Origin of the sequence: Roseibium sp. (assembly GCF_048261595.1) — a bacterium.
Taxonomy (GTDB): domain Bacteria; phylum Pseudomonadota; class Alphaproteobacteria; order Rhizobiales; family Stappiaceae; genus Roseibium.
Genome location: NZ_JBLXFW010000001.1, coordinates 1,133,683 through 1,146,373 on the forward strand (window position 1 = coordinate 1,133,683; position 12,691 = coordinate 1,146,373).

Here is a 12,691-nt window from a genome sequence, read left to right on the forward strand (position 1 = left end):
AGGGCCGGCAACGGCGAGCATTCTTAGCCCGATGCCGGTGCGCCGGAACGCTCTGCATTCCTGATCTGCCGCCAGACGAAGGCTGCAACGAAGGCACCCGTCAGGAGGAGGATGATCGTCGGTGCCGGTGCGCTGTCGATCCAGAAACTTAGATAGACACCGCCAAACATGGCGAACCAGGTGATCAGGACCGCCGTGGCCATCATCGGCAGGAAGCGCCGCGTGATCAGGAACGCTATGGCGCCCGGCGCGATCAGAAGACCAATCGCGAGAATGAGGCCCACGGCCTTGAGGGTTGCGACTATGGTCAGCGACAGGATGGCCAGCAGGCCGTAATGGAGAACCTTGACCGGCAGTCCGATCGCCTTGGCCTGCGCCGGATCGAAGGCGTGAAGGAGAAGGTCCTTCCATTTGGCCGCCAGGATGGCGGCAACCAGGCCGCCGACAATGCCCGCGGTCCAGAGATCTTCAGCCCCGACACCAAGCATGTTGCCGAAGAGAATGTGATCCAGATGCACATTCGTTTCGATCTTGGTGTAGAGCACCATGCCGAAACCGAACATGCCCGAGAACACCACTCCCATGACCGTGTCCTGCTTCACGCGGCTGTTGTCCTTCAGATAGCCGGTCGCAAGGGCGCAGGTCATGCCGGCAGCGAAGGCCCCAACGACCAGCGGTATGTTCAGGATGTAGGCGAGCACCACACCTGGCAGCACGGCATGGCTGACCGCGTCGCCCATGAGCGACCATCCCTTCAGAACCAGGAAACAGGAAAGGATCGCGGTTGCGGGCGCCAGCAGCAGGCCGATCAGAAAGGCGTTCTGCATAAACGGAAACACGAAGGGCAGAAGCAGGTCTTCCATCAGACGCGCCCTTCCCTGGAGTGGCGAATGGCCTCCGCCGCCTTTCGCTTGGCAGCCAGAAGGCCGTGCTTCGGAGCAACGACGAAGACGACCAGGAAGATGGCGGTCTGCAGGCTGATGATGATCCCGCCGGTGGCTCCGTCCAGGAAGAACGACAGGTACGCCCCAGCGAAACTCGTCACCGCGCCGATCGTCACACTGAGCATCAGCAGCTTGGGAAAGCGATCGGTGAGCAGATAGGCCGTCGCCCCCGGCGTCACGACAAGCGCTATGACGAGGAAGGCGCCAACGGTCTGAAGAGCTGCAACGCAGGACGCCGACAGAAGGACGAAAAAGATGAAGCGCAGCCGGTCCGGCTTCAACCCGATGGATCGGGCGTGGCTTTCATCGAAAAAGGCAACCATCAGGTCCTTCCACTTCGCCAGAAGCACTGCCAGTGAGACGAAGCCGATGACGGCCAGCTGCAACGTATCCTCAGGCGTCACGGCGAGAATGTTGCCCATGATGATCGTATTGACGTCGACCGGAACGGGCGACACAGACACCATGAAAAGTCCCAGGCCGAAGAAACTGGTGAAGATGATGCCGATGATCGCATCTTCCTTCAGGCCCGTTCTCTGGTTCAGGAACAGCATGGCGCCCGCAGCAAGACCGCCTGACAGAAACGCCCCGAGAGCGAATGGCAGTCCCAGCATGTAAGCCCCTGCAACGCCCGGCACGATCGAGTGACTGAGCGCGTCGCCAATCAGGGACCAGCCCTTCAGCATAAGATAGGCGGAGAGGAAAGCGCAGACGCCGCCAACGAGAGCGCTGACCCACATGGCATTGGTCATGTATCCGTAGCTGAAGGGCAGCAGAAGTATTTCGAGCATCACTCGTTCGCCTCTGCGGTTTCCCGGTTCTGAGTGCGCGTCATGTCGTCATACATAACCACCGGGCGTTCGTCGTCGGTCAGGATCGTAACCGTGCGTGCGTCGTCGTCATCATGAAGATCCGCCCCACCGAGCACGAAGTGACGGAGCACACCACCGAAGGCATGTTCCAGGTTTTCCTTGGTGAAGGTCGTTTCGGTCGGGCCGTAGTGGAGCACCGTTCCCTTGACGAGAACAGTCTGGTCGCAAAATTCGGGGACGGATCCCAGGTTGTGGGTCGACACCAGCATGACCCGGCCTTCATCGCGCAGCTCCCGCAGAAGCTTGATGATCGCCTCTTCCGTTTGTACGTCGACCCCGGTGAACGGTTCGTCGAGCAGAATGACCTTCCCGTCCTGGGCGAGCGCCCGCGCCAGGAACACGCGCTTGCGCTGGCCGCCGGACAATTCTCCGATCTGGCGTTTGCGAAACTGCGCCATGCCAACGCGTTCCAATGCCCGCCGAACGGCTTCCTTGTCCTTTTGCGAAGGAATGCGGAAGAAGCCCATGTGACCGTATCGGCCCATCATGACGACATCCTCGACCAGCACGGGGAAGGACCAATCGACCTCTTCGGCCTGGGGAACATAGGCAACAATGCCGTCGGCGAGCGCCGCCTTCACCGACTTTCCGAGGATCCTGATGTCACCGGTGGCGAGGGGGAGAAAACCCATGATCGCCTTGAACAAGGTCGACTTTCCGGCACCGTTGACGCCGACCAGCGCGGCAATGGAACCGCGAGGCACAACAAAACTTGCATCGGTCAACGCCGTCACACCATTGCGATAGGTGACCGTAACGTTCGTCGCCAGAAGACCGGCATTTTCAGCATCCATGGTCGCGTCGAGCGTCACGGTCTCAGATCCACTTCAAACTTGTGCGGCACACATACATCTAGTTGCCCTTGGCGGCGGTCAAACCGTCGACAACAGTCTGGGAGGTAACCCGCAGGAGGTCGAGATAGGTCGGAACGGGACCATCCTCCTCCGACAAGCTATCCACGTAGAGGACGCCACCGAACGCGGCTCCTGTTTCACGCGCGACCTGATGAGCCGGATCGTTGTTGACCGTGCTTTCGCAAAAAACGGCGGGAATCCCATTGTTCCGGACCGCGTCTATCACCTTGCGGACCTGTTGCGGCGTCCCTGTCTGGTCGGCATTCATCGGCCAAAGATAGACTTCCTTCAAGCCAAAGTCCCTCGCGAGATAGGAAAATGCGCCTTCACAGCTCGCGAGCCAACGCTGGTCTTCTGGAACCGATGCAACCTTTGCCTTAAGCGGCTCGATCGTATCACGGATACGCTTTTTGTAAGCTTCCGCATTCGACCTGTAGATCTCGGCATTCGCAGGATCCTGCGAGGCCATCGCCGTCGCTATGTTGTCGACGTAGATCAACGCATTTTCCAGCGACATCCATGCATGAGGATTGGGCTTCCCCTCGTAGCTGCCCTCCCGGATGGAAATCGGCTCTACGCCATCCGAAACCGTCGCGGAGGGCACATTGCGGAGATTGCGCAGGAACTGCTCGAACCAAAGCTCGAGATTCATGCCATTCCAGAGCACCAGATCTGCATCACTCGCCCGAATGAGATCCCTTGGCGTCGGCTGGTAGCCATGGATCTCTGCGCCAGGACGCGTCACCGAAACAACCTCCGCCGCATCTCCGGCAACGTTTTGCGCCATATCCGCCAGGACCGTGAACGTCGTCACGACCTTCAGGCGGTCATCGGCGTTGCTAGTTCCCGACATCAAAACGGCGGTCGTGATCACACCTGCTGCAATGGCAACTCTTACACTGCGCATGATTGGCAGAACCTTCTTCACATCCACATACCCGACAATAGACCTATCGGAACTGCTGCAGCGCGTCAATGCAATTAAGAATGATTTGCAACTAGACCATTTACGGCGCTGACCGGAGCACAGATCACGGCAAAATCGCTGATTGAGGGATACGCCCTATGGCATTCGTGCGACGTCATGCTAAAGCAACATCCAACTGTTAGCTGGTGAAATGACCTGAACCCCTTACCTCTGCTCACCTCGTCGAGCCGATAGAATTTGGAATTGATCTCATGCGCGTTGCGATGATTGGAACCGGGTATGTCGGACTTGTGTCCGGCGCCTGCTTTGCGGACTTTGGTCATGTGGTGACCTGCATCGACAAGGATGCCTCCAAGATCGATGCCCTCAATGACGGCCGCATTCCGATCTATGAACCGGGCCTGCAGGAACTGGTTGCAAAGAACGTGGAGGAAGAACGCCTGTTCTTCACCACCGATCCGAGCCAGGCCATCGCCGAAGCCGATGCAGTGTTCATCGCCGTCGGAACGCCGACCCGCCGCGGCGACGGCCATGCCGATCTGTCGTATGTCTACGCGGCTTCCGAAGAGATCGCCGGACTGATCAAGGGCTTCACCGTTATCGTCACCAAGTCCACCGTTCCGGTCGGAACCGGCGACGAGGTCGAGGCCATCATCGCCAAGACCAACCCGGATGCCCAGTTTGCTGTCGTCTCCAATCCTGAGTTTCTGCGCGAAGGCGCGGCCATCAGCGACTTCAAGCGCCCGGACCGGGTCGTCGTCGGCACCGACAACGACAAGGCCGTCGAGGTCATGCGCGAGCTCTACCGTCCGCTCTATCTCAACGAGACGCCGATCATCGTAACGAAGCGCCGCACGTCCGAGCTGATCAAATACGCCGCCAATGCCTTCCTCGCGGTGAAGATCACCTTCATCAACGAGATCGCGGATCTGTGCGAGAAGGTCGGTGCGAACGTCCAGGAAGTCTCCCGCGGCATCGGCCTCGACAACCGCATCGGCTCCAAGTTCCTGCATGCCGGCCCCGGCTACGGCGGATCGTGCTTCCCGAAGGATACGCTTGCGCTGTCAAAGATCGGCCACGACGCCGACGCGACGCTGAAGATCGTCGACAGCGTCATCGAGGTGAATAACGCGCGCAAGAAGAAGATGGCCGACAAGGTGATCGACTTCATGGGGGGCGATGTGAAGGACAAGACCATCGCCCTGCTCGGTCTGGCCTTCAAGCCGAACACTGACGACATGCGTGAGGCGCCGTCCATCGATATCGTCGCCAAGCTGCAGCAGGCGGGTGCGAAGATCCGTGCCTATGACCCGGCCTCCATGGAAGAAGCCTCCCATGTCATGTCGGACGTACTCTTCTGCGACGGCCCTTATCACGCCATCGAGAATGCCGACGCCGTTGTGATCGTCACCGAGTGGGACCAGTTCCGCGCGCTCGATCTGGACCGGGTCAAGACCTTGGTCAAGGCACCGAAGGTCATCGACCTGCGCAACATCTACAAGCCCGACTACATGATCAATCGCGGCTTCGACTACACAAGCGTCGGGCGGGCATACTGACGTTAAGGCATCTTTCTGTCGCCGGTTAACCATCGTTCCAACTTAACCTTTGGTTAACCACCCGAAATCGCTAGAGTTCCGGAAATCTTACAATGTTTCGGAACTCGAGATGTCTCTTGAAAATGATTCCTTCCATGACCGGGTGCACCGGTCTGCAAGAATTGCCGAAACTGCCGACATTCTGCTGCTGCAGGCGCCTCGGCGCCTGACCTTCAAGCGGGGTTTCGATGTCACCGCATCTCTTGCAGCCCTTGCAGCGCTTGGGCCGCTACTGATCGGCATTGCACTCGCGGTGAAATTCACGACACGGGGACCCGTGCTCTTCCGCCAAGACCGTCACGGGCAAGGCGGGAAACTGTTCTCGATCTACAAATTCCGGACAATGTATGCAGACAGATGCGACCAGTCCGGAGTGAACCAGACGGTTTCGTCCGATCCACGGATTACCCCAATCGGGCGCTTCCTGCGCCGGAGCAACTTCGACGAATTACCGCAGCTGCTCAACGTCCTGAAGGGTGACATGTCGCTTGTCGGACCGCGTCCGCACGTGCCGGGGATGTTGGCGGCCGGCGTTCCATACGAGAAGTTCGACCCGCGCTACCAGTCACGCCACAGGGTCAAGCCAGGAATCACCGGGCTTGCCCAGGTGAACGGGTATCGCGGAGAGACGCGCGATCCTCATGCTGCCCGCCAGAGGCTGAATTACGACCTTCGCTACATCGAGACGCAATCCACCCTGCTCGACATCAAGATCATGGGCGGCACTATCGTCCGTGAATTTTTCAACGGCAACGGACACTAGCTGGCAGGACATGCGCGAATAATTTTCGCGCCCTGACCAGGATCAGCCCTGAACGAGCCGAAGGAGCCGATGCAGGGCGAGTTCGTACCCCTGCGTTCCGCAGCCTGCAATGACTCCAGTCGCCGCCAGCGAGACGTAAGAATGGTGACGGAAGCTCTCGCGCTGGTGCACATTGGAGATGTGGACCTCGAAGATCGGCATTTCGCAGGTCTTCAGAGCATCGAGAAGCGCGACAGAAGTATGTGTGTAGGCTGCCGGATTGATGATGATCCCGACCGCCTCTTCGCGCGCCTCGTGGATCCAGTCAATCAGTTGGTACTCGGCATTGCTCTGCAGGAACTTCAGTGTCAGCCCGGCTGCGTCAGTAATCTGGAGGCAGCGCGTCTCGACATCCGCAAGCGTCTCATGGCCGTAGATTTCCGGCTGCCTCTTCCCAAGAAGATTCAGGTTCGGACCATTAAGAATGTAGACCGTCTGCACGTGTACCCCCACCGTCATTTGCGGCCCCTCAAGACCTTCGTCAGCGGTACATCATGCAGGGCAGGAATTCCAGTCCAGCCACTCGAATGAAGCAACGAACAAAAGAATGGGCCCCATCTGGCGCCTGTCTTGTTTTTCGCGCTTCAGATTGGGACCCAAGCGATGGGGTCAAATGCAGTTTTTCATCGTATATTATGCCTTTTATCATATGATCGACGAAATATGTCAAGTTGACACTACCATTTAGTATTAATAAGAATCACGTATGCTGAAAACGCCAGAAAGCGGTTCGGTTGGCGACAAGGTTCTCCGCCGCATCAAGAACGACATCATTTTCGGTCTGCTCAAGCCGGGTCAGAAACTGCGGCTTGAGGCCCTGCGCCAACAGTACGGCGTCAGCGTCACGACCTTGCGTGAAATCCTGAACGGACTGGCGGCAATTGGATTTGTACATGCTGAAGGCCAAAAGGGCTTCGAGGTCGCACCCGTCTCCGTTTCCGATCTCAAGGAAATCGCGGATCTGCGCCTGCTTCTTGAAACTCACGCACTCAAGCTGTCCTTTGCCCATGGAGACATTGACTGGGAAGCGGGCGTCGTCGGTGCCCACTACAAGTTACGTGCAGCGGAAACTCGTCGCCTCACCGGCGACAAGACCATTCAGGAAGATTGGAAACGTGCCGACTGGGAGTTTCACAGGGCTCTGATCCAGGCATGCGGCTCGGCAACCCTGCTTGAAACCCATGCCACGATTTTCGGCAAATTCCTTCGCTACCAGATGCAGACCGACGCGATCCGTGGAAAGGCTGCGGCGGAGGAGCACCTCGCATTGCTCGAGGCGGCCAAGACGCGAGACTTTGAGACTGCCGACAAGCTGCTGAGACAGCACATCATGGCAGGTGTCGAGCATAATCTTTCCACGATGGGAAGCTAGTCTCTTCTCCAGACGAATTCCGGGCGAAACCTACGTCGGGGATTAGGAAAAATTAACCATGTTTCCGTCACCATAGGGTTGAGAGACGGGAGCCGACAGATGAGTGAGCTAAAGCCGATACTGGAAACGCATGATCAGGTGGAGAGCGTGATTTCCGGCCTGCGTCATCTGTCCAATGATATGCTCACCAAGCTGCTTCTTGCCCATTACACCGTCGATCTGGATATGCTGGGCGAGGTCCTTCACGCGCCCTGCTTCGACGATAGCCAGCCTTCGTTCGAAGAAACCTTTGTTCATTCGGTGCTCGAGCCTATAACTGGACGCACAGCCGCGGCGTAAAGCGACCCGCTCCGAAGCGACCGAAAAATTCCGATTGGCCTTTATTTCGGCTTAGCCGATAGAGACAGAACCCGAGTTCTCTCCGCCGCCTTGCTGACCCTGCTGCCCGCCTCCAGGCGCGCCCTGCCAGATTTTCTGACGGTTGCGGATTTCACGTGGCGCCGGGCCGAAATAGGTCGCCGTCTTGATGAAATCACGCGGATGCAGGATCACACTTGAAACGCGCTGGTAAAGTGCCTTGGCCGAAATCGGCTTGGACAGGAGTTCGTGCACGCCCAGGCGCCGGGCCTCGACGATGCGGCTACGCTCGGTGTGAGCCGTGACCATGATGATCGGGATGTAGGCGAACGGATTGTTTGGACTGCGGATCATGCGCACCATGTCAGCGCCATCGAGGATCGGCATGACCCAGTCAAGGATCAGGATATCCGGGTTTGCACGGTCCATGGCCTCCAGCCCCGATGCGCCGTCTTCGGCCTCGACAATACGCCGTGCACCGAAGCCCTGCAGCATGGTGCGCAGGATCGTCCGCATATAGGCACTGTCCTCAACCAGCAAAAAAGTCAGTGAGGCAAGATCAAGACTCACGTGCAAACCTCCATTTCCGGACTAGTCGTGCCATGAAAGTCTGAAAAGAGAGTTATTAGCGCCAAGGTTCTGCCACGCGACACACGACTGGAAACGCTGGTTGGAGGCGTATATATTCAATAAACGACATGTTTTTGGGCCCAACAACGAAAAGGCTTCGGCTTGCGCTTGATCAATTATGATGCAATCCCAAGCTAGTAGCTTGATGCTGACGGAGGCCAAACCCGATCTCGTTTGCGCAGATGACCTGAAACGCGTCAATCTGCCGTTAGACTTTCGGTAGCTTAATGACTAGTGTCCGCCGACAACGCCAGAAACAAGGTTCATGAGATGAACTACGAAGAAACCTTTGAACGCGCCATTGACGCTCTTCGGGACGAAAAGCGCTATCGGGTTTTTGCAGATCTTGAACGTATTGCCGGTAACTTTCCGAAGGCCATCTGGCGCGCAGACAACGGTCTTGAGCGCGAGATCACGGTCTGGTGCTCGAACGACTATCTTGGCATGGGGCAAAACCCTACGGTTATTTCCGCCCTTACCGAAGCCGCTGAGAAGATGGGCGCGGGTGCCGGCGGCACCCGCAATATCTCCGGCACCAACCATCCGCTTGTGCTTCTGGAAAAGGAACTCGCCGACCTTCACGGCAAGGACGCGGCACTGGTCTTCACGTCAGGCTTTGTCTCCAATGAGGCCGCCATCTCGACAATTGCGAAGCTGCTCCCCGACTGTCTTCTGCTGTCCGATCAGCTGAACCACGCATCGATGATCGCTGGCGTGCGCGGTTCGGGTGCAGCCAAGCAGGTCTGGCGGCACAATGATCTTGAACACCTTGAAGATCTTCTGAAGGCTGCAGGCAACGAGCGCGCCAAGCTTATCGTCTTCGAATCCGTCTACTCGATGGACGGCGACGTGGCGCCGATCGAGCGCATCGCCGACCTGGCGGACAAGTATAACGCCATGACCTATATCGACGAGGTCCATGCAGTTGGAATGTACGGCGATCGCGGCGCAGGCATCTGTGAACGCGACGGCGTCATGGACCGCATCGATGTGATCGAAGGCACCATGGCAAAGGCTTTCGGCGTAATGGGCGGCTACATCACTTCCAGCCAGGCCATTATCGACGCCGTGCGCTCCTATGCACCGGGCTTCATCTTCACGACAGCCCTGCCACCGAGCCTTGCGGCAGCGGCCTGCACGTCGATTCGACACCTGAAGACGTCACAGGTCGAACGCCAAGCGCATCAGCGCCAGGCTCAGCGGACCAAGGAAGCGCTCAGCGCCGCCGGACTGCCGGTCATGCCGTCGGAGACGCATATCGTGCCGGTGCTCGTGGCCAATCCGGACCTTTGCAAAAAGGCCAGCGACATGCTGCTCGAGCGTCACGGTATCTATATCCAGCCGATCAACTATCCGACCGTTCCCCGGGGCACGGAGCGTCTGCGCATAACACCGACGCCGCTCCACGACGACGGTCTGATCGATGCGCTTTGTGCAGCACTCGTCGATGTCTGGGACACTCTCGGTCTCCCGAAGGGTACGGTCGATGCCGATTGCAATATCATTGACGCAAACGGCAACATCAGCCAGGCGATTTATCCCGCCGCTGGTGGTTAAGCCATCGGCCTCAATTGCGGCCCATAAGTTCATACAATGGTAAAGTTGCGGCGGATTAACAGAATCCGCCGTTGTTGTTTAACGCCAGTTTCAAGGGTTGCTGTCATTGTGTCGGGATGAAATGCGTTGAAGGCAATGAAGCCTTCCGCCTTCCTCTCACACGAACTCAGACAGATCCATGCAACCGCGACACCTTGCACAGACTAAGGAAGAGCCGATACGGCTTGGCAAGCTTGCGGCAGAGCGCGGGCTGTCACCTTCAATCAAGCGGGAAAACGCGCTTTTGTTTACCGGCCTCGCATTGCTGATCGTCGCAGCCAGCATGGTCGCCGGGACATTGATCGGCTGAGAGGCCCCTCAGGCTCAAGATCTAACGGATTTCCGGGCGTTCGGATCGGTCCGCCGTCTTATGTTCAGGAAGGTCGTCATCTTCCAGAATTCGCCATTTCGCGCCTTCCAGATCGTCGTACTGACCACTCTTGAGTGACCAGAGAAATCCGATCAATCCAAGCAGTCCCAGGAAGAGCGCAATCGGGATGAGGTAGATCAGGACGTCCATTCAACCCTCCTGCTTCAATGCCGTCGCATCGCCTACACGCAATCTGAGAGCATTCGCTGTGACTGCGATTGATGAAGCGGACATGGCAACGGCTGCCATCAGGGGCGTCACAAACCCCGCGACAGCAACAGGGACGGCGATGACATTATAGAGAGCGGAAATCCAGAGGTTTTGCTCGATGGCCCTGCGGGCACGGCCTGCAATTGCAAGCGAGTCGGCGACTGGAGCCAGCTTGTCTCCAAGGAAAACCGCGTCAGAGGCAGCTTGCGAGAGATGCACTGCCGTGACCGGAGACAGCGAGACATGTGCCCGTGCAAGCGCGGGCGCATCGTTCAGGCCGTCCCCCACCATCAGCACCTTCCGGCCATCAGCTGTCAAAGCTTCCAGGTGAGCGATCTTGTCGGCAGGCCTCATACCCGCCTTCCAATGGGTGATGGCAAGTTCCTCGGCGACGTTCCGCACCGCCCCTTCCCTGTCACCCGACAGGATTTCAAGCTGAAAACCGCGTGCCTTCAGTGTCTCGATCACCTTGGCGGCATCCGAACGCAACGTCTGGCGCAAGGGCAGAAGCGCCGCCTTGTTGCTTCCGTACCGCACAGCCATGATCGACGACCCGGGATACCACCTTAGCAAAGCCTCGACATCATTCTCCGGCACGCCGCAGAAGGCCGGACTGCCAAGTTGAAGGCGCTGCCCTTCATGAATTGTCTCGACGCCGGCTCCCGGAGTTTCCCGGACTTCTTCGAAAGGCACGATAGCGCCGCTTGCCTTGACCAGCGCCATCGAAAGCGGGTGACGGCTCGACAGCGCTAGGCGGCCAGCAAGTGCCAGAAGGTCCGCTGCTACGCCCGCCTGGTCAACCAGCATGGGCTCTGCTGTCGTCAGGGTGCCCGTCTTGTCGAAGACAATCGTATCGACGTCCGACAATCGCTCGATGGCGTCTCCGGAATTGAGAAGGATACCGGAGCGAAACAACTGGCCGGATGCCACGACTTGAACCGCGGGAACCGCGAGGCCCAGCGCACAGGGGCAGGTGATGATCAGGACGGAGATCGCGATCACCAGGGCGGGCTGCCACTCGAGCCCCAGCAAAAGCCACGCGAAAAATGTCAGTGCCGCAGCGCCATGGACCAGGGGCGCATATAGTTGGGCAGCTCGGTCTGCGATCCTCACGTATAGAGATTTCGCTTGTGAGGCAGCTTCCAGAAGCCGGTTGACCTCATCCAGCAGCGTCGCACCAGAGGCGACCGTCACCCTCACCGTCAACGTGCCCTCGCCGTTCAACGTGCCTGCGTAGACACGAGTACCGGCGCAAACCGGGTGAAGCACTGTTTCGCCGGTGACCAGGCTCTGGTCGATCTCCGACTTTCCCTCTTCCACAACACCGTCGACCGGAACGCGGTCGCCGGACATGACCAGCACCTTGTCCCCCGGCTGGATCTTCGAGAGGGGCACCTCGCGGACAGAGCCGTCGTCGTTGATACGAGCGGCGACCTCCGCCTTCAGCGCCGCAATATTCTCGGCAAACGACCTCGTGCGGCCACGCATGTTGTGGTCGAGATAGCGTCCGACCAGCAGAAAGAAGAGCAGCATCACCGCGGATTCGAAATAGGCGTGATGGTGATGCTGGATCGTCTGTACCAGCGACAGGGCAACAGCCAGGGTGACCCCGATGACGATCGGGACGTCCATATTCAGCCGACCAGCCTGAAGCGCCCTGAATGCGCTGGCGAAAAACGGTCGTCCGGCGTAGGCGACGGTCGGCAAGGCGATCAGCGCCGACAGCCAATGAAAGAAATCCCGTGTCTCAGGCGTGATGTCGGTGGCATTTCCGGACCAAACCGAAATCGACAGCAGCATGATATTCATGCCCGCAAAGCCTGCCACGGCCATGGCCCTCAAGAGGGTCTTGCCCGTGCGGTCCTGGCGATCCTTTTGGCTCGCAGGATCGAACGGGTGCGCCGTATATCCCAGCCGCGTCAGTTCGGCAACGATCTTGTCAGCATCGGTGGTTTGCTGGTCCCAGTCCACCGCCAGACGCTGGCTGGTCAGGTTGACGCGCGCCTTCACAATGCCGGGAACCCGCGCCAGACCACGTTCGATTTCCCCCATGCATGCCGCACAGGTGATGCCTTCGACGGCAAGATCCATGTGCACCTTGCCGTCGTCCGACGGAGTTACGAAGGCCTCCCAATCGCGGGCGTGTACGCTCACTCTT

At 58.5% G+C, this 12,691-nt stretch carries 14 protein-coding genes; 5 read left to right on the forward strand and 9 right to left on the reverse strand.

The window, feature by feature from the left end; genetic code table 11:
- Positions 1-23 precede the first annotated feature (23 nt).
- Genes ACN0SY_RS05110 through ACN0SY_RS05125 form a run of 4 tightly spaced genes read right to left on the reverse strand, consistent with a single transcriptional unit; the run spans position 24 to position 3,523 of the window.
- Positions 24-863 carry a metal ABC transporter permease gene (locus ACN0SY_RS05110; protein ID WP_417685039.1) on the reverse strand — a complete coding sequence of 280 codons (840 nt, stop codon included), beginning with the start codon at positions 861-863 and terminating at the stop codon, positions 24-26.
- Positions 863-1,735, reverse strand: coding sequence for a metal ABC transporter permease (locus ACN0SY_RS05115; RefSeq protein ID WP_417685041.1), 873 nt, complete (start codon positions 1,733-1,735; stop codon positions 863-865). The genes ACN0SY_RS05110 and ACN0SY_RS05115 overlap by 1 nt, the downstream gene beginning before the upstream one ends.
- The gene (locus ACN0SY_RS05120) at positions 1,735-2,610 is read right to left on the reverse strand and encodes a manganese/iron ABC transporter ATP-binding protein (RefSeq protein ID WP_417685877.1); all 876 of its coding nucleotides are present in this window, start codon (positions 2,608-2,610) and stop codon (positions 1,735-1,737) included. Before ACN0SY_RS05120 ends, ACN0SY_RS05115 begins: the two co-directional genes overlap by 1 nt.
- A 58-nt stretch (positions 2,611-2,668) precedes the next feature.
- Complete coding sequence (locus tag ACN0SY_RS05125; RefSeq protein WP_417685879.1) at positions 2,669-3,523, reverse strand: metal ABC transporter substrate-binding protein; 855 nt, start codon at positions 3,521-3,523, stop codon at positions 2,669-2,671.
- Positions 3,524-3,849: 326 nt separating this feature from the next.
- Here ACN0SY_RS05125 and ACN0SY_RS05130 point away from each other — a divergent pair, with 326 nt between their 5' ends.
- Positions 3,850-5,157, forward strand: a complete 1,308-nt coding sequence (locus ACN0SY_RS05130) for a UDP-glucose dehydrogenase family protein (RefSeq protein ID WP_417685043.1) — start codon at positions 3,850-3,852, stop codon at positions 5,155-5,157.
- Between the two features lie 109 nt (positions 5,158-5,266).
- Complete coding sequence (locus ACN0SY_RS05135; RefSeq protein ID WP_417685044.1) at positions 5,267-5,959, forward strand: sugar transferase; 693 nt, start codon at positions 5,267-5,269, stop codon at positions 5,957-5,959.
- Between the two features lie 42 nt (positions 5,960-6,001).
- On the opposite strand, the gene aroQ is transcribed toward ACN0SY_RS05135, so the two are convergent.
- Positions 6,002-6,457, reverse strand: a complete 456-nt coding sequence (gene aroQ / locus ACN0SY_RS05140) for a type II 3-dehydroquinate dehydratase (protein ID WP_417685046.1) — start codon at positions 6,455-6,457, stop codon at positions 6,002-6,004.
- Between the two features lie 247 nt (positions 6,458-6,704).
- Between aroQ and ACN0SY_RS05145 the strand changes: the two genes are divergently transcribed.
- On the forward strand, positions 6,705-7,370 hold the full coding sequence (locus ACN0SY_RS05145; protein ID WP_417685047.1) for a GntR family transcriptional regulator: 666 nt from the start codon (positions 6,705-6,707) through the stop codon (positions 7,368-7,370).
- Positions 7,371-7,478: 108 nt separating this feature from the next.
- Here the strand turns inward: ACN0SY_RS05145 and ACN0SY_RS05150 are convergent, their stop codons facing one another.
- Both ACN0SY_RS05150 and ACN0SY_RS05155 read right to left on the reverse strand, forming a co-directional pair.
- Entirely contained in the window at positions 7,479-7,667 is a 189-nt protein-coding gene (locus tag ACN0SY_RS05150) for a hypothetical protein (protein WP_417685049.1), read from the reverse strand.
- A gap of 93 nt (positions 7,668-7,760) precedes the next feature.
- Positions 7,761-8,297: a response regulator gene (locus tag ACN0SY_RS05155; RefSeq protein WP_417685051.1), complete on the reverse strand. Its 537-nt coding sequence runs from the start codon at positions 8,295-8,297 to the stop codon at positions 7,761-7,763.
- Between the two features lie 330 nt (positions 8,298-8,627).
- On the opposite strand from ACN0SY_RS05155, the gene hemA reads away from it, so the two are divergent.
- On the forward strand, positions 8,628-9,914 hold the full coding sequence (gene hemA / locus ACN0SY_RS05160; RefSeq protein WP_417685053.1) for a 5-aminolevulinate synthase: 1,287 nt from the start codon (positions 8,628-8,630) through the stop codon (positions 9,912-9,914).
- Between the two features lie 178 nt (positions 9,915-10,092).
- Positions 10,093-10,263, forward strand: coding sequence for a hypothetical protein (locus tag ACN0SY_RS05165; protein WP_417685055.1), 171 nt, complete (start codon positions 10,093-10,095; stop codon positions 10,261-10,263).
- Positions 10,264-10,284: 21 nt separating this feature from the next.
- Here the strand turns inward: ACN0SY_RS05165 and ccoS are convergent, their stop codons facing one another.
- Both ccoS and ACN0SY_RS05175 read right to left on the reverse strand, forming a co-directional pair.
- Positions 10,285-10,473: a cbb3-type cytochrome oxidase assembly protein CcoS gene (gene ccoS, locus ACN0SY_RS05170; RefSeq protein ID WP_417685057.1), complete on the reverse strand. Its 189-nt coding sequence runs from the start codon at positions 10,471-10,473 to the stop codon at positions 10,285-10,287.
- The gene (locus ACN0SY_RS05175; RefSeq protein ID WP_417685058.1) at positions 10,474-12,687 is read right to left on the reverse strand and encodes a cation-translocating P-type ATPase; all 2,214 of its coding nucleotides are present in this window, start codon (positions 12,685-12,687) and stop codon (positions 10,474-10,476) included.
- Between the last annotated feature and the right edge of the window lie 4 nt (positions 12,688-12,691).

Bases quoted from the DNA above. Each gene is read 5' to 3' on its own strand.
- ccoS (WP_417685057.1), bottom strand. From the start codon at position 10,473: ATGGACGTCCTGATCTACCTCATCCCGATTGCGCTCTTCCTGGGACTG.
- ACN0SY_RS05165 (WP_417685055.1), top strand. From the start codon at position 10,093: ATGCAACCGCGACACCTTGCACAGACTAAGGAAGAGCCGATACGGCTT.
- ACN0SY_RS05120 (WP_417685877.1), bottom strand. From the start codon at position 2,610: ATGGATGCTGAAAATGCCGGTCTTCTGGCGACGAACGTTACGGTCACC.
- aroQ (WP_417685046.1), bottom strand. From the start codon at position 6,457: ATGACGGTGGGGGTACACGTGCAGACGGTCTACATTCTTAATGGTCCG.
- ACN0SY_RS05150 (WP_417685049.1), bottom strand. From the start codon at position 7,667: ATGAACAAAGGTTTCTTCGAACGAAGGCTGGCTATCGTCGAAGCAGGG.
- ACN0SY_RS05135 (WP_417685044.1), top strand. From the start codon at position 5,267: ATGTCTCTTGAAAATGATTCCTTCCATGACCGGGTGCACCGGTCTGCA.
- ACN0SY_RS05145 (WP_417685047.1), top strand. From the start codon at position 6,705: ATGCTGAAAACGCCAGAAAGCGGTTCGGTTGGCGACAAGGTTCTCCGC.
- hemA (WP_417685053.1), top strand. From the start codon at position 8,628: ATGAACTACGAAGAAACCTTTGAACGCGCCATTGACGCTCTTCGGGAC.
- ACN0SY_RS05115 (WP_417685041.1), bottom strand. From the start codon at position 1,735: ATGCTCGAAATACTTCTGCTGCCCTTCAGCTACGGATACATGACCAAT.
- ACN0SY_RS05130 (WP_417685043.1), top strand. From the start codon at position 3,850: ATGCGCGTTGCGATGATTGGAACCGGGTATGTCGGACTTGTGTCCGGC.
- ACN0SY_RS05110 (WP_417685039.1), bottom strand. From the start codon at position 863: ATGGAAGACCTGCTTCTGCCCTTCGTGTTTCCGTTTATGCAGAACGCC.
- ACN0SY_RS05125 (WP_417685879.1), bottom strand. From the start codon at position 3,523: ATGTCGGGAACTAGCAACGCCGATGACCGCCTGAAGGTCGTGACGACG.